Raw genomic sequence first — 14,943 nt, 5'->3', positions numbered from 1 at the left:
GACCTGGCTGCTGCTGAGTCCACTCCTGTGGCTCTGCAGGCTCCCGCCATCGGTTGATCTGGAATCAACAAACGATTCAGATCAACTGAATCGGAAAGCCCCCTCCTCGGAGGGGGCTTTTTGTTGGCTCTGGAGGATGGGCGGCGAATTAGGTCCCTTCGGGATACCAGCCGATCTCCTTCTCCAGCCGTTGCATCCATTGGTGGCAGCGGTACGTGAGGTGTGCCCCCTGGGGGAGGCGCTGTTGGTGGTGAGCGCAAGCTGGCTGAGTTACTCCTTCCTCAGCGAGGGTGTGCTGAAAGTGCTGGCAGGTCAGGCACACCACAGCGAACGGCTCGGTCGTAGCTGCCCTGAGCCCATCGGCGGCCAGGTGCTTGGCGGCGGAGCGTTGACGATGCTCATCTCTTGATTACTGGTAGTTATGTACTGCCTTGTTTCTTTTTGCGCTGTCAACGTGTCGTTGGTGAGAATGGGGAGATGAGTGAGCCTCGCCCCACCCTCCAGTTCGATCTGGACCTTGAAGCTGTTCGCCTGCTCCACCGCTCGGTGAACTTTCACCTTGAGAAATGGCCAGGGGGCCCTGATCCCAGGGAGCAGGAGGCATTGCAGTCGATGAAGACCTTGCTCACGGCGGCATTGCTCGAGTTCAGCCTTGGTCAGGATGGTGAGCGCTGAAAACCGTCGCCTTCACTCCTCTTTACGGAAGAAGCGACATCAATCGATTGGCGACCTACAACGCAGTTAGTCGGTTGAGAAGGCTATGGAGCAGCAAAAGGATGGAACCTGGGATTCGGTTGAGGCATGCCTGGAGTGCATCACCACTTGTTCTATCGATGATGGCGAGTGCGTCACCACCTGCGTTCAGACGCATCTTGGTAATGAGGAAGAGCTGTGGTCCAGCAGTCTTTGCCTCTGAATTGTTCTCTTGAGCCGTTGTCCTCGTGGGTTGGTTGATCGCCATTGCCATCGTCGTGGCGCTGTCCTGGCTGGGATGGCGTTGGAATCAGCTCGAGTGTGCTGAAGGTCGTTCCTTTAGCGGACGTTTGGTGAAGCGCATGCACCGTCATTCACGGCGACGTAAGCACCATCACTGAGCATCGTGGTCTCTGCAGATGTGTCCATCTTTCCAGCTCCATATCCACGGAATTGTTGCTTGTGCCTTTAGGAGATGCTCTAGTTCTTCAAGCCTTACGGGGATGAATTCCGTTCTGTAATCAAATCCCTGATCACGCATGGACTGGTTCAGAACCTGGCTTCCTTCTTCGCTGGACACGGAGCGGTGATAGGTGCCGATAGGGATTTGGAGAGCGCCCATCGCTCGGATTAAATGAATGATGTGATGTGGGTGATCCCAAGCCGGATTGAGCAACTTGAAGGTTCGAGAAACTTCAAGTACAAGGTTGTTGTCTACCTGATGACGGTGCACGTAGGTAGTACTGCTCTGAACCGTCTTGGTTCGTGGGTGACGTAGCGGCGCCATGGTGTGGGACCACGTCGGTGCCATTGCTTCCAAGAACTCCAGCATCAAAGAATGTCACCGAGGGGGTTTCTCGGAAGACACAAAATGGTATGAAGTGAAGTCTCATCGTGCTTCCTCTTATTGTTCTACTTCTTTCTGCTTTAAATCCGCCCTGCGAGAAAGGCTGATGATCAGCACCAGATCAAATCAATCGTCATGGATGACTCCAAATTGCGTTTCACCGGGCAGTCTTCGCAACACGCCTGAACAACTGAATTTGGTCCTCCGATAAGCCTTGGGGCAGGGTGATCCACACCCGAAGTGTTTCGATCTTGCGGGCCCCTGTTTGGGTCATGATCTTCTCGACAGATGCTTCTGCGCCGGTGACAGACCAGTTCCGGCGTTTGGCCGTGATTCCCATCACGGTCAAGATGCAAGTGCCCAGGGCGGTGGCCAACAAATCTGTTGGTGAAAAGGTTTCCCCCCGACCGTCATGATCGGGCGGAGCATCGGTGCTCAACGACACACCTGAGGGCCCATGTTCGGCTTAACAGTGCAGATCGCCGGTGTAGCGGCAGGACATGCGCGTCATCAGAGCCCTGCCATCAATCAGGCCACGGGCATGCGACAACCCAGCTGAATCGTGCCTTCATCGATCAAACGGCCGAGCCGTTGCGCAACAGCTTCCTCAGTTCGTGAAAATTGATCTTGCCGGGCGGTTACCCACGCCATCTCTCCGTTGGTGATCACGCCGGTGGACATGGCTTCGAGAAAGAGCTCGCCAAGCTTCATGACACGGATGCGGTTGGAATCACGTTGATGGGACTCCACAGGGGGTGCATGACCTGCTCACCTTTCTTCATGGCGACCGATGTAAGGATGGTTTGGATCGCACGGTGGATCTGTTCGTTGAGGCGTGAGCCGGCGGGATTGAGGCGGATCAAACTTGTGAATCCTTCGCTGAGTTCTGGCCTGTCAGGGGGGCTGCTCAGCCTGCAGTGCATTGCATGAATCATGGCCTCTGGAACGGAACGTTGGCGGGATCGGTTCCAGGCCAGGCACTGATCCAAAGGTGTCTGCAGCCACCAGCCGGTCCATTGAATGTGTCGCGCCCCCAGGGTTCGGCGCATCAACCGTTGGCGCCAGTTGAGTTGCGCATAGGTCGCATCCACAATCACGTTGATGCCATCAGCGACGGCGCTGTCGATGGCTCCATGGAGATGGGGCTCCAATTCAGACCAAGCCCCCTAGACCTTCGGGTCTCCCCATAGCTGTTCCCTCAGAGAATCATTGGCGATCACCCGTGCAGGGAGAAGTGGAGCGAGGTTCGCGGCAAGTGTGGACTTTCCGCTGCCCGGTGGGCCGATCAAGAGATGGCCCTGTGGCCGTGGTTCAGGCAACGAACCGTTTGTAGAGCCACCGCACCAGTCCACCAATCACGGGCACCGGAGCGAACGTGGGGCCGACAAAATCAAAATAATCACGGTGGTCCCCGATCTTTCCATCTGGATTGAAGCTGAGCCGGGTTGCGCCGGGGTAGATGAATTCAATTCCTTTGATTTTGAGGCCCATGCGCCATTCAACAAAGGCTGTCTCACCATTCACCACCACCGATTCTGTTTCCAGGAAAACGTCATCACAGCGCTGCATCAGACCATCCTGGGCAAGGATGTAAGCGTCAATTCCCTGCCGCTCCTGGGTTGGATCGGTGAAATGCACGTCGTTGGCGTAGACCGCCTTCCATTGAGCAGCTGTGGGGCCTGGCTTGCCGTAAGGCTTGGTGAACAGGGCACGGATCTGCTCTGCATCCAGCGGGGGGTGAAGCATGGGTGTTGTCATGAGAAGTCGGCGCCCACCTGAGCGGTGATGGTGTTGTTCAACTCGGGTGTGTTCATGCTTTGGTAAATCGATTGCACTCGCAATGTTGTGAACAACTTGCTGTTCTTTGCGGGGTGGTAGCGCACCTCAGCGGTGAGGGTGTTGGCCGGTTGAACCTCATTCGAGACCGTAGTGAACTGGTTTTAAAGCCCGAACTGGAGCTAATGCCATGGTTTCCAGCTGAGATCCGCCGTCAGCGTTGCGCCGCCATGGCTGTTGCTGCAAAACGTGTCGCTGGAATAGGTGATGCCTCCCCCGCTCCATAGCAACGACGGACCAATGGAGATGGTGAGTTCAGTTGTTTCTGACTTCAACAGCGGGAATGCCACACCGATGTTCCCCAGAATGGTATTCACCCCGGAATCATTGGTGCCGTCGTATTGGTAACTGCTCAGAGCAAACAGATCGGGGTTGGAGCCGATCGGCTTGTCGTAGCGGAGTTCCGCAGATCCTTTCTCCGTATCGATGGAGGGTGGTTCTTCTGAATCTTTCGACTTGCTTGAGTGAAAACTGTCGCTCAACGACAGCTTCTGTTGTTCGTCCTTGTAGCGCGTTTTTCCCGTGAAGCTGACCGACAGGGAGTTGTCGCCATCCTTTTCATTGCCGATCACACCGGCGGAGACCGAGCTGGCCCAAAGGGGCTTGGTCGTGGCTGGATTGAGTTGCTCTGCGGTGATTTCCACCCGTCCCAGCTGGGGATGGTCCAGAACTGTGGTCCCGTTGTTTGGATTTCGCTCAATCAATTCCCCGTGCAGGCTGTCGCCGTTGGGCAGGGTCAAGGTGATGATCTCGGCCCAGCTCACGCTGGGGACCGGGCAAGGGCTCAGAATTCCAGCCGTGGCTAGGGAACGGTGCATTGCGTCAGTTGAAAAAACCCATTGATTGAAAAGGGCTGAGTTGCGTTGCTGCAACAGGTTTGGCACCATTGCATGTGTCCCTAAATGTGTCCCTATCCGAGTCCCTATGGGCAGACGAGTAGTAGGACCAAGGCAGGTGCATGGGCCAGAGGGCCTGTGGTTTGCGGTGTACCGGTCCAACAATGGCAAGACCTACAGGGAATCGCTTCAGACCAGAGACCACGCCAAGGCGTTGAGGTTGTGGCCTGCTGCCTACCAACGGCTCAAAGACAAAGCCAATGGAATCAAGGGAGCATTCATCCCAACCACCCAGATCGGCTACGAACTCGACCCAGCCACCGGCAAGGAGCGGGAGGTCACAGGCGAGGACCTCTTCGGACCTGGTGAGCTTGAGGAGGTGATGACCTGGCAACAGGCAGCGGCCATCCACAACGAACGGATAGGTGACAAGAGGGGCAGGCCAATGACGGCGAAGACCAAGGCATCCAGCCAAGCCCTAGCCATCAAGCCCATCTCTCATGTAGCGCCGGCACTGGTCACCGTTGCAGACGTGCAGAGATATGTCCGCACGCTGAAGGATCAGGGCCTAGCCGCCAGCACGATCTCCCAAAGACACGGCATGTGCCGGGCTATTGCCCAGAGCCTGATGAAGCAGGGCTACCTGACCGCCAACGTGTGGGACAGGGTCGAGGTCTCAGCAGCACCAGGTGAACCACACCCGACACCAACACCTGAGGAGTGCAGGCTCATCTGGGACACCGGTAACTGGTGGCTCCGGGTGTTGCTCTACACGGGCTTGAGGGAGAACGAGCTCTGCCAACGAAAGCAAGCTCACCTCGATGGGAGGTGGCTGCGCATCGACCGATCACATGGGTGTCAGGTCAAGAACCCCGACAGCATCCGCGAGGTGTTGCTCCCTGAGTGGGCGGGAACAGACCTACCCAAACAACCAGGCAGGACAACCCTCTACAAGTTGGTGAAGAGGATCACGCCACGCATCACCCTCCACTCACTCCGAAGCGGGACCCGAACAGCATTAGCCCAGGCGGGTGTGACCACTGAGGTCAGTGAGCGGATCCTTGGACACCGGGTAGGTAAGGCAGTTGGTGCCTCTTACGTCCGGAACTACGCCGAGTACACACGAGAGATCATCGGCCCAGCGATGGAGAAAGGCTGGGAGGTGTTGGATACCTGGACTGGGAGAGAGAACTGACTGCACCAACGACAGCTGGTGTGTGCCGACAGATAGATCTATTGGAAATACAGGCGTTACGGCCTACTGAGCGCTGTCCACCCGATAGGGATCCTCGTGGTTGTTGATGACCTTGATGGAGCAGGTCAGACCACCATCTGAGTTCCCGTTCTCATCGACGCTTCCATCACAGTCGACCATCTCAAGACGTGTGCCAGGTCCTATCTCCACTGCACCCTTCTTCCTGAAGAACACCTCACCATCACGAGCCAGGGCAGGGGCAGCTACGGATGCAACGAGGACAAGGGCAGAGAGCAGAGCCTTCAAAGTCAATCGAGGGTGTCTGCACTGGTTCTAGTGAGGTGACCTAGTCACGTCATCGCCTCATAGGGATCCACCTGTGAGCAGTAGGCCCAGTGCTTACAGCTTTTCAAGGGAGGAGACCCAGGAGCTAAGAGCCCTTGCCTGAGGTGACACGACCCAAGGACTTGGCATTGGCCGAGGGTGACGTATCCGAAGTGATGGCAGGTCGAACAGCTCTTGTGTCCTCTGAAGGACTCCAGGTCTCTGTCATCTACGAAGCCCCACTCCTCCAAGGCCGACACCTCTCGTCAGTACAGCTGTACTAGCAGGGGTGAGGAGAGCTTTGCAAGGACGGGACGTTCAGGAATCCAGCAGCTCCATCAGCAGCTTGAGCTTCTGAAGCTTCTCCTTCTTCACACCACCCAAGGCGTCGATGTCATCGGCAGCCAGCTTGAGGAGCTTGTCTTCTGGGTTGGCCTTCAGTGCTGCCTGCACTGCCTCGCTCTCACTGGAGGTGACCCGGCCCTCATCAGAGGTAGGTGCCGGCTCAGGTAGTTCGACTCCCTCTTCACGCAGCTGCTTCTTCTGGTTCTTGATGGCGTCTTCAACAGCCACACGGAACCACTGGCTGATGGTTCGCCGGTCATGACTGGCAAGTGCAGCGGCCTCTTCGTAGAGGGCCATGGGGATGTTCACTGCCACCCGCTTGGTTCTCACTGGGTTGACGGGCACAGCGGGGGGCATCGCAAGACACCCTCAAGATACTGATCCGAGCAAGGGTGTTGACAGGGGTTGCACTCTGGGTACACAATGAAGACATCAAGGGAGCGAACCCACCCATGACCCGCACACCTTCCCAGTCCCGCTCACTCCTGCTGAACATCGCTGATCAGCTGGACTACGAGCTGACCTTCCAAGAGATGGTCCGCTTCATGAGCCAAGACCAAGTCGAAGACTTCATGACTCACCTCTGCGAAGTGGCCGACATCACAGACCTGATGCCCGCTTCTTGATTGCCCGTAAGGGTTGCACCTTACACCTCTCATCAACTCCACCGACTGCACTTACTAGCCATGCCTACCAGCCTCGATCGCGTCCAAGTCCTCCTCCAGCCCGACGTCTACGCCGACGTCATGACCCTGGCCAAGCACAACCGCCGGTCTGCCTCTGCCATGTGTGCCGAGCTTGTCGAAGCAGCACTCAAGCGAGACAAGTACCAGGACCAACTCGACGATGCACAGATCAAGGTGCCGGCACAGCCCGACCCTCGTCACGCCATCCGTCAGACACAGCTTCGGAGCTACGTCGAGGTGACAGATGGACCACCCACCAAGTGGTGGCAAGTCCAAAAGGTGGGGGCCTGATCAATGAACGAATCAGACGTCGCCTTCATTCACGAAGCCATCGGAGGTGCTGACCGCTTCCAAGAGCTGGCCGCCTTTGCTCAGGAGTTTGCACCCAGCGAAGTGATCGACGCCTTCAACCAGGCAGTCATCGATGGGGACAAGACGAAGGTCCTCGCCTACCTCACCGCATTCAGCGTCAACCAAATCAAGGTCAACCAGCTGTGAACATCCAGAACAAAGCCACCCCACAGATCCACCTCTTCGTTCAAGAAGGTTGCAGGCCCTGCCAATACGTGAAGGGTCAGCTCTCCAAGGTTGAAGGCTGGTCAGACGTCATCACCATCACCGACTCCAAGTGCTGTGGTGAGTGGACGGACTTCGCCAAAGACAGCGGCGTAGTTGCAACCCCAACACTCGTGGCCTTCGAAGACGGCGAGGTAGTTGCACGCCAAGCGGGCAGCCAGTCATTCACCTCTGACTTCTTCGAGGGACTGATCAAGAAGTTCTCAACCAACTGATGGTCAATGTCACCTCTCATCGCCCTCCTATCCACGGGAGCCATCACCTTGGCTCCACCTATCCATCCGAGATGCGCAGCTGTTGGTGATCGCCTCCTCTTTGCAGTTGCAAGCAAACAGATCACGAACCAACAAGCGGCCTCAACCTTTCACGCCTGTCAGGTCCACTACCCACCTCTCTCACCTATCTAGTTATGGCTGAACTCTTTCTCGTCACCCTCTCCGAAGCTCCCGGCAACGACATCAACGGGCAGAAGTGGATGCTCGGTCGCATGTGCAATCGAGTGGAGTACATGGGCAAAGCAACCCTGACCACGATGAACTCCACATGGAGTGACCTTTCAACTCTGGTCAATACGTTGTGTCGCCTCTATGCAGCCACCGGTCAGAACTTCTGGGTGGTCAACGACTTCCTGCAAGAGAAGCTCACAGAGGTGGAGAGCCAATACCCACCCGAGCAGATCAAGGGAGCTCAACTGCAATGGGAGTCAAGGCGTGACCAGTTCCGCAAGGAGTTCTGGCGGCTGCAGTGTGATCGTGAAGATGAGCTGATGCAGCGCAAGCTTCGATACTTCTGGATGCCAACAAGATGACGCCACTGAGGATCTGGCCAGGCATGTCCTTCGGAGACTTCCTATGCCAGGAGGTCACCGACGAAGAGTGGGATCTCATTGACCCACCACCAGTGGCAGAACCTCAGAACTTCATCGGTCCTCGGGTCTATCCGCCCAAGTACCTCCGATGTGAGGGATGTGGTGACTGGGTACGGATAGCGGACAAGTACCGACGAGCCAAGAAGGCGTGGTGTGGGTGCTGTAGCTCCTCTCGCTAGGAGCACTTCCAACGACGACGGGCTGCCTTTCCTCGCTCGCCAGTCCAGGCATCAAGGGAGCACAGCGTGACTTACCGCGCTAGGTATTCCTGCTCATCTTTGTGCAAAGGGGTTGCACTCTTACCCATAGGGGGTCATATTGGGTATATCCAAAGTCACACTACAGACGGGATACAAACAAGACCCAAAGGCCCGGGGGGAATAACCCCTGAGTAGAGCCGGAGGTAGAACCCGGGGGAACGGAAGAACTACCCGGGGGATGCTCGGCAGAGGCAGGACAAAGAGTCCGGGAGCGAGGGTTGGAAATAACCAGGGGTAGGGCCCAGGGAGCCCTCCGCGCAGCCTGCGCCTCGTCCAGGCCGTGATCGCGTGAGGGATAACCACTTCGACGGGAGTGGCCGATAAGGGCATTGGAGACCCGATCCCCCTGGTTATGTGAATAGGGGCGAGGACGCCGCTCATCAGGAGAAACCACCGACACAGATCGCGAAGGTCACTGACAGAAGGCATCAGCCCCGTCGAAGTCCCATCGATAAAGGGACAACCAAGACCCAGCCAGCTGGGCAGAGAGGTTCGAGACCTCTCCTTGGTATTCGCCTCAATGGTGCCGGCACTTCGCCGGATAAACACGAACACGCCGCCAGCGAGGTCAAATCAAACGACTATGGGGGTTGCACTTGGTAACTCTCATCAAACCCTAAGGAGGGCACCCACCACCTATGAGCAAGATCAAACTCAAATCAGGCGCAAAGCACGTACGAGCAACCGCCAATAGGCGGGGACATCCGTCCGTCAAGGGAGCAACCAAGAGGATCAGACATCGGGAGAAGCTGAAAGAAGAAAGACTGCACAGGCTGAGCACAGGACTGACAACACCCACCTCAAAGGTCGGCAACCTGTCTTCCCCTGGCGTCTACTTCTTCCGTTGGAACAACGACCCTGATCACATCAAGGTGGGCTTCTCGAAGAACATCCGCAAACGGCTGAACAGCTACCTGACAGGCTCACCCCATCCGCTCATCCTTGAGGCCGCTGCCTTCACCGACTCGGAGGAGGAAGCTGCAGCTTTTGAGGGCTACCTGCACAAGGTGCTTCGCAAGAACAGGGTGAAGGGTGAGTGGTTCAAAAAGAGCAACGAGCTGCTCAAGCTCATCTCTGAGTTCAGATACCAAGGAGGCCTCTTCAAGGCTCAGTGACCCCTAAAAGCTTGTCTATAGGGGTTGCACTCCGCAACAGGATGAATCCCCTTCAAGTCCACCTATCGCCCCACACAGGGCCACACAGACCCCAATGAAGACACCAGCCATCTGGTGGATGCTCCCTAAGTGGCTGACATCCGCCATCCAACCCAAGGGCAAAACGTCCTTCACCTTCACCGCCTTCAAGCACGACGGCCAGTGGTTCTTTCACGCTCCGCTCCTACTGACCTGGTGGGAAGGACTAGCCCCAGTTGCACAGCTCGAAGAGTTGGCCAAGGGCAAGGACAAGGTGAAGCTCACCGTCTGCACTTACCCGGTCAAGGGAGCACTGAAGCTCACCTACCAGGAAGACGACCCGCTGGATCAGTCGGCATCCATCTACTTCGACCCACAGCTACGCACCGTCTGGCTGTGCGGTTGGTTGCCCTGGTACTTCGGCACCAAGCCCGCATACCTCTACGTCACCACCACAAACAAATGAACATCACACATGAACGACACGATCAACCTCCTGATCAGACGACAGCGGCTCATCCGTGAAACGCCTGTATTCCCACTCGACATGAATCGGGTGAGTGCAGTCGAGACGGAACTGAGAGAGATCGAAGACCTCCTTCTCCTACGTGGGGTCCTCAACCGAGAGGACACCTACTTAGCCATCGACCTTTAAGACCTCAAACATCAACCATGAAACTCAACCTCAACACAGCCTTCCTAGGTGTCATTGCTGCGGCTCTGACACTCCCTCAGATCCCGGCGGCTTACAAAGCCATTCACAACAACGTCATCTACCGAGTGCAGCTCGCTCAATACGAACGAGCACAAGAGCAGTACAAGGAAGACGTGAACGCCTACTGCAAGGAGCACAGCTCCGTGTGGGTTTCACGCAACAAGACAGACAACCAACGAGCCAAGGACTTCTGGGCCAGAAACCCAGGACCACAGCGGGCTGACTATCCGATGACTCGGTTAGGCACCGTCCAATTCCAACGGGCTCTGGAGGACTGGAGGTGGCAGAAGCCATTAGGACCCAGCTCCATCAGACGTTCCGTGCAGGGATGCATCGGAGCATTGACTAAGTCATCCACCCCAGAGATCCGGAACGCCTACGCGCTGCACAAGCAGACGCCTGAGTTCAAAGGCAAACGGCCCTCCCAAATCTGATCACCTACCCACCATCAACACCATGACCAACATCAACACACTGAACAAAGACGAGGTGATCTCTCACACCGCAGAGATCCTCGACACGCAGAACGACCAGATCGCAGAGCTCCAGCTCCAGCGGATCTATCTGGCCTGCACTTGCTTAGTGCTCCTCTCTGCCCTCTTCCTTTGAGTGTAGGGGTTGCACCTAGTAACTCTTCGATGCCACACTGACACCAACGCACAACTAACCATCAACATGAAAAACAACGGACACGGCCGAGCAGCAGTCCTCTCTGACGCTGACTTCGCCCGGCTCCTGGCAGCCGCACCCAGCCAGACCTATCGGACCCTCTGGACCCTTCAGCGGGCCACAGCCGCACGTATCTCCGAAGCCCTGTCGCTTCGCTGGTGCGACGTGGGAGGTGGCTTCATCACCTTCCGCAAGGCAACAACCAAGACCAACCAGACCCGCCAGGTGCCCTGCTCTCCGGTTCTCCTGGAGGCACTCGAGGCACTCCGCCCGGAAGGTGCCGGCGATGAGGACTTCCTGTTCCACGCCAAGGACTCAGAGACCCAGCCCCTCAGCCGCAACGCTGCAGACGTGGCTCTTCGCAAGGCCTGCACAAAGGTCGGCCTGGAGGGTGTGAGCACCCACAGCTTCCGCAGGACCGCAGCCACGAACCTCGCTGGTCACTACCCCCTGCACCAGGTGATGGCCTTCACAGGTCACAGCACCTTGTCCGCCTTGCAGAGCTACCTGCAAGCCGACGAATCAAAGCTCACCGAAATGACTGCCTTCGTATGAACTGCATGAATCTCTCAACTACGTCCAACGCTCACGAAATCATGAGGATGCGGGTGGCGATCATCTGCCTCTTCGTCGTTGTGATGTCCCGGTACAAGGCCAACCGGGGAGGTGTGGCATGAGTAAGCGCCAACCCAAGGCCGTCTACGAAGAAGCCCGCCGGCTACACCGCCAGGGCATGTCGATCAATGCAATCGCCTTCCAGGTTCCGCTGACCATTCCTCAGATACGAAGGGCTGTGGATCCGGAGTGGGCCAAGCAACAGGCGGCCTACTACGCAAAGCGCCAGGCAATACGCCGGAACGCCTCTAAATGATGCAGTTCTGTCTGCACTAACGAGTGCAAACCCACTGCAATAACTAAAAAATCACATTAAACATGCAACACCTACCCAACAACTACCGACCACCATCAAGGGAGCAGATGCTCCGCCAGTTCGAACACGAACAGATCGCCAATCAGCGCGGCGTAGATGAGGCCCTGGCGGCCCTGCAGAAGCGTGCTGATCGTGGTGACTACAGCCGCAGCCCAGCCGGCCAGAAGATCCTCAAGGGTGTCCTTGCTGTCCTTGCAGACGCCATCGATGTCGAGATCAAGAGCAACCTCCGCCGACGTGGTGTGGGTGCCGACGATATGAGTCGGCTCTACAAGCTGCTGACCGCCTGCCCCGTGCAGGAGATGCCCCTCCTCGACGCCTCTGGTGCTGCCCGTGGGGGTTGCAAATCGGAACACTCTGTTGACGTCTGGGACACTGTGAAGCTCGGCTTCATCGCCCTGGTCACGGTCATGGACTTATGTCGACTGGAACTAAACCCAGAGCCCGATAACCACAGCCACATCTACAGCGGTAAGCGGTACCTCCCGACCAACTACGAGCTGGAGAAAGAGCTGGGCAATCGGCTTCAGGATCAGCTGCATCACGACTACGTCCGCAAGGCCACCCGAGGTACCGGGATCCACTGGCTCATGGACGCGATCGTCGAGAGCAGCCGCACTGGTGTGGCAACTGTGAAACAGCAACGCACCACCAGCCGTCGCGAGATCAATCAGAAGATCGAGGAGTTCGAGAAGGCGGGTCTGAGCCCAGTCGCTCGGGTCCTGGGTTGGAAGCCCTTCACCTACCAGCAGCGAACCACCTTCGCGGCCAAGCTCATCAGCCTGGTCAACAAGGCTCTGGAGGCTGCACTGAAGCTCGAGGGGCCTGCACTGGAGATAGTCGACCGCTTCAAGGCTCAGTACTACAGCCTCACTGACGAGGCCCGGGAGCGTCTGGATCAGATCGATCACCAAGCCCTCGAGGGCGTGTGCCTGCCACAGGTGATGCTCATCCAGCCCATGCCCCATACGCCTTCAACGGCTGGTGGCTACCTGGGTGCCGGCAAGGCATTGATCCCCTCCACAACCGGCAACGGTTGGAACGGTGAGTTCAGACCGTCGGTGGATCGACTCCGCTCCCTCAATGCTGCTCAGAACGTTGGCTATCGGGTCAACACCCAGATCCTCGAGGTGATGCAGGAGCTTGAGCGCCGTGGTCAAAGCCAAGAGCCCTTCCACTGCCGCCCGAGCCTCGACGACTACGTCACCGTGTCGATGCCACCCAAGGTGGACAACCCCACCGAGCAACAGCAGCAGGCCAGGGACACCGCCCGCGATCAACGCAAGGGGCAGTTCAGTGCCTTCCACAAACATCGCAAGGCCTACGACAGATCAGCAATCGCCAAGACCATCCGCCTCGCGGAAGAGTCAAGAGAGCTGAAGTCGTTCTGGATTCCCCTGGTGCTCGACTTTCGTGGTCGCTTCTACAGCACCAACTTCGCCCTCAACCCTCAGGGCATGTCACATCAGAAGGCACTGCTGAAGTTCGCTGATGCAGTCCCTGTAGATGACCGCACTGAGTACCACCTGCAAGTTGGCATCGCTGGCGCAGCGGGACTGGACAAGAAGACCTACGAGGAACGCACCCAGTGGTTCCGAGATCACCGCCAAGTGATCGTGGACATGACCAGCAGCCTCGACGCGATCTGCGACCGAGATGCCTTCTGGAGGGTTCCGAAGACAGACGGTCTGAAGTGGGATGACCAATGGGCCTTCCTGGCTCTTTGCCTCGAATGGCGGCGACTCTTCGTCGACCGGGACGAGGACCAGACCACCGGGATCATCGTCACCCGTGACGCGACCTGCTCAGGCGGTCAGCTGATCGGTGGGCTCCTGACCTCTGGAGCAACAGCCAAGGCCACCAACCTCATCAGGAATGGGGCTGAGGTGTTCGACATCTACCAGAACACCTACCGGGAGATGCAGAAGATGATCAAAGATGCCGACCTGTTTATTCCCCTTCGGAATCGACACGGCAATGAGATCACAGATGCAAACGGCACTACCAAGTGCATGAAGATCTCACGGGTGAAGCAGCTGCTCAAGAAGGACCCCGCTTCGATGGGTGCCGTCAGAAAGGCAATCAAGAAAGCCTTCCTTCCCAAGCTCTACGGAGCTGGCCACGGGAAGTGCATCGGGGAACTGAAGAAGGAGTACCGCTTCGGTCACATCCTTGATCAGAAGAGCAAAGCCGCTCGACTGTCCTGGGAAGAGGCCTACGGCGTTGGCTACTTCTTCGAGGCTGCAGTGGCCAAGGTCATCCCAGCCCTTGGTGAATACGTGGCCTGGGCCCATCGCTTCGGTCACCTGGCAACACACCAGGAGATCAAGGGAGCAGACGGCACCATCACAGATCAACTGCGGGTGGATGAGAACGGGGTGCCAGTGATGGCTCTACCAATCACCATCCCGGATGGCTCTCAGATGATCCTTCGCTACCCGAAGAAGCAGGAGCGGGGCCGGCAGTTCCGGGTGGACCACATCACCACCCACAGCTTGTTTGACCCCCGTGAGAAGCATCGACAGCACAAGGGCACAACCATCCTTCAGGAGATGGACCACAAGGACATGGTGAAGGCACTACCGCCGAACCTGATCCACGCACTCGATGCCTTTGTGATCGGCCACACGGTGAACAACCTGGACAGCCTGGAATCGAACGTCCCTGTGACGATCATTCATGACTGCATCGGGTTGCCACCAGGCAGGGCCCTAGAGGCAGGTCTGGAGTTCTTTAAGGCTGCTTTGTTAGCCGCAATGACGTCTGGCTACCTCGACAATGCAATGGCCTCCTGTGATGTCACTCAGCACCCAGTTCCACGACATGGATCATTCGATCCTCTCGATGTTGTGCACAGCAGCTACAGCATCTGCTGATCAGTTTTTGCAAGTTTGGGGCTCATTTTGAGCCTCATTTTTGCTGAGATTAGTTGCTACAACTGGGCTGAGAAGTGTATCCCAATAGAGAACACTAGATCTCTCCCCTCAGATCGGCCGAAAACGGAGTTATGCCGAATCTTGAGCAGTCAC

The 14,943-nt window shown here is 57.1% G+C and carries 22 protein-coding genes and 1 pseudogene; 16 read left to right on the top strand and 7 right to left on the bottom strand.

Annotated elements, in window-relative coordinates; all coding sequences use genetic code 11:
* Window positions 1–136 precede the first annotated feature (136 nt).
* On the top strand, window positions 137–409 hold the full coding sequence (locus FZX09_RS04220) for a hypothetical protein (protein WP_226400281.1): 273 nt from the start codon (window positions 137–139) through the stop codon (window positions 407–409).
* A 68-nt stretch (window positions 410–477) separates the two neighbouring features.
* A complete protein-coding gene (locus tag FZX09_RS04215) occupies window positions 478–675 on the top strand; it encodes a hypothetical protein (protein ID WP_226400279.1) in 198 nt (65 codons plus the stop codon).
* A gap of 412 nt (window positions 676–1,087) precedes the next feature.
* On the opposite strand, the gene FZX09_RS04210 is transcribed toward FZX09_RS04215, so the two are convergent.
* From FZX09_RS04210 to FZX09_RS04180, 6 genes and pseudogenes are all read right to left on the bottom strand, one after another.
* Complete coding sequence (locus FZX09_RS04210) at window positions 1,088–1,525, bottom strand: hypothetical protein (protein WP_370624171.1); 438 nt, start codon at window positions 1,523–1,525, stop codon at window positions 1,088–1,090.
* A gap of 172 nt (window positions 1,526–1,697) precedes the next feature.
* The gene (locus FZX09_RS12025; RefSeq protein WP_370624170.1) at window positions 1,698–1,916 is read right to left on the bottom strand and encodes an OsmC family protein; all 219 of its coding nucleotides are present in this window, start codon (window positions 1,914–1,916) and stop codon (window positions 1,698–1,700) included.
* Between the two features lie 152 nt (window positions 1,917–2,068).
* Window positions 2,069–2,251, bottom strand: a complete 183-nt coding sequence (locus FZX09_RS04200; protein ID WP_226400277.1) for a hypothetical protein — start codon at window positions 2,249–2,251, stop codon at window positions 2,069–2,071.
* Window positions 2,248–2,892, bottom strand: a pseudogene (locus FZX09_RS04195) (AAA family ATPase). Before FZX09_RS04195 ends, FZX09_RS04200 begins: the two are co-directional and overlap by 4 nt.
* Window positions 2,852–3,286 (bottom strand): nuclear transport factor 2 family protein, encoded by a 435-nt coding sequence (locus FZX09_RS04185; RefSeq protein ID WP_226400274.1) that lies wholly within the window; start codon window positions 3,284–3,286, stop codon window positions 2,852–2,854. The pseudogene FZX09_RS04195 and the gene FZX09_RS04185 overlap by 41 nt, the downstream one beginning before the upstream one ends.
* Window positions 3,287–3,498: 212 nt before the next feature.
* Window positions 3,499–4,194, bottom strand: coding sequence for a DUF481 domain-containing protein (locus FZX09_RS04180; protein WP_226400273.1), 696 nt, complete (start codon window positions 4,192–4,194; stop codon window positions 3,499–3,501).
* A gap of 166 nt (window positions 4,195–4,360) precedes the next feature.
* Here FZX09_RS04180 and FZX09_RS04175 point away from each other — a divergent pair, with 166 nt between their 5' ends.
* The gene (locus tag FZX09_RS04175; protein ID WP_226400271.1) at window positions 4,361–5,407 is read left to right on the top strand and encodes a hypothetical protein; all 1,047 of its coding nucleotides are present in this window, start codon (window positions 4,361–4,363) and stop codon (window positions 5,405–5,407) included.
* A 642-nt stretch (window positions 5,408–6,049) separates the two neighbouring features.
* Here the strand turns inward: FZX09_RS04175 and FZX09_RS04170 are convergent.
* On the bottom strand, window positions 6,050–6,433 hold the full coding sequence (locus tag FZX09_RS04170; protein WP_226400269.1) for a hypothetical protein: 384 nt from the start codon (window positions 6,431–6,433) through the stop codon (window positions 6,050–6,052).
* A 95-nt stretch (window positions 6,434–6,528) separates the two neighbouring features.
* Between FZX09_RS04170 and FZX09_RS04165 the strand changes: the two genes are divergently transcribed.
* From FZX09_RS04165 to FZX09_RS04105, 13 genes are all read left to right on the top strand, one after another.
* Window positions 6,529–6,702 (top strand): hypothetical protein, encoded by a 174-nt coding sequence (locus FZX09_RS04165; RefSeq protein WP_226400267.1) that lies wholly within the window; start codon window positions 6,529–6,531, stop codon window positions 6,700–6,702.
* 60 nt (window positions 6,703–6,762) lie between these two features.
* Window positions 6,763–7,053 (top strand): hypothetical protein, encoded by a 291-nt coding sequence (locus FZX09_RS04160; protein WP_226400265.1) that lies wholly within the window; start codon window positions 6,763–6,765, stop codon window positions 7,051–7,053.
* A 3-nt stretch (window positions 7,054–7,056) separates the two neighbouring features.
* Window positions 7,057–7,260 (top strand): hypothetical protein, encoded by a 204-nt coding sequence (locus tag FZX09_RS04155; RefSeq protein ID WP_226400263.1) that lies wholly within the window; start codon window positions 7,057–7,059, stop codon window positions 7,258–7,260.
* A 68-nt stretch (window positions 7,261–7,328) separates the two neighbouring features.
* Window positions 7,329–7,553: a hypothetical protein gene (locus FZX09_RS04150; protein WP_226400261.1), complete on the top strand. Its 225-nt coding sequence runs from the start codon at window positions 7,329–7,331 to the stop codon at window positions 7,551–7,553.
* A 194-nt stretch (window positions 7,554–7,747) separates the two neighbouring features.
* Window positions 7,748–8,146 (top strand): MADF domain-containing protein, encoded by a 399-nt coding sequence (locus FZX09_RS04145; RefSeq protein WP_226400259.1) that lies wholly within the window; start codon window positions 7,748–7,750, stop codon window positions 8,144–8,146.
* Window positions 8,147–9,104: 958 nt separating this feature from the next.
* Window positions 9,105–9,581: a GIY-YIG nuclease family protein gene (locus FZX09_RS04140; RefSeq protein WP_226400257.1), complete on the top strand. Its 477-nt coding sequence runs from the start codon at window positions 9,105–9,107 to the stop codon at window positions 9,579–9,581.
* A 118-nt stretch (window positions 9,582–9,699) separates the two neighbouring features.
* Window positions 9,700–10,065 carry a hypothetical protein gene (locus tag FZX09_RS04135; protein ID WP_226400255.1) on the top strand — a complete coding sequence of 122 codons (366 nt, stop codon included), beginning with the start codon at window positions 9,700–9,702 and terminating at the stop codon, window positions 10,063–10,065.
* Window positions 10,066–10,074: 9 nt separating this feature from the next.
* The gene (locus tag FZX09_RS04130; RefSeq protein ID WP_226400253.1) at window positions 10,075–10,254 is read left to right on the top strand and encodes a hypothetical protein; all 180 of its coding nucleotides are present in this window, start codon (window positions 10,075–10,077) and stop codon (window positions 10,252–10,254) included.
* 17 nt (window positions 10,255–10,271) lie between these two features.
* Window positions 10,272–10,748, top strand: coding sequence for a hypothetical protein (locus tag FZX09_RS04125; RefSeq protein WP_226400251.1), 477 nt, complete (start codon window positions 10,272–10,274; stop codon window positions 10,746–10,748).
* Between the two features lie 22 nt (window positions 10,749–10,770).
* Window positions 10,771–10,923, top strand: a complete 153-nt coding sequence (locus FZX09_RS04120; RefSeq protein ID WP_226400249.1) for a hypothetical protein — start codon at window positions 10,771–10,773, stop codon at window positions 10,921–10,923.
* A gap of 66 nt (window positions 10,924–10,989) precedes the next feature.
* A complete protein-coding gene (locus tag FZX09_RS04115; protein WP_226400247.1) occupies window positions 10,990–11,538 on the top strand; it encodes a site-specific integrase in 549 nt (182 codons plus the stop codon).
* A gap of 118 nt (window positions 11,539–11,656) precedes the next feature.
* A complete protein-coding gene (locus tag FZX09_RS04110; protein ID WP_226400245.1) occupies window positions 11,657–11,854 on the top strand; it encodes a hypothetical protein in 198 nt (65 codons plus the stop codon).
* Between the two features lie 107 nt (window positions 11,855–11,961).
* Complete coding sequence (locus FZX09_RS04105) at window positions 11,962–14,790, top strand: DNA-directed RNA polymerase (protein ID WP_226400244.1); 2,829 nt, start codon at window positions 11,962–11,964, stop codon at window positions 14,788–14,790.
* The last annotated feature ends 153 nt before the right edge of the window (window positions 14,791–14,943 follow it).

This window comes from Synechococcus sp. MU1643 (genome assembly GCF_020514095.1).
Taxonomy (GTDB): domain Bacteria; phylum Cyanobacteriota; class Cyanobacteriia; order PCC-6307; family Cyanobiaceae; genus Parasynechococcus.
Note: the sequence above shows the minus strand (reverse complement) of the source record. Positions and strands in the feature narration are given on the sequence as shown.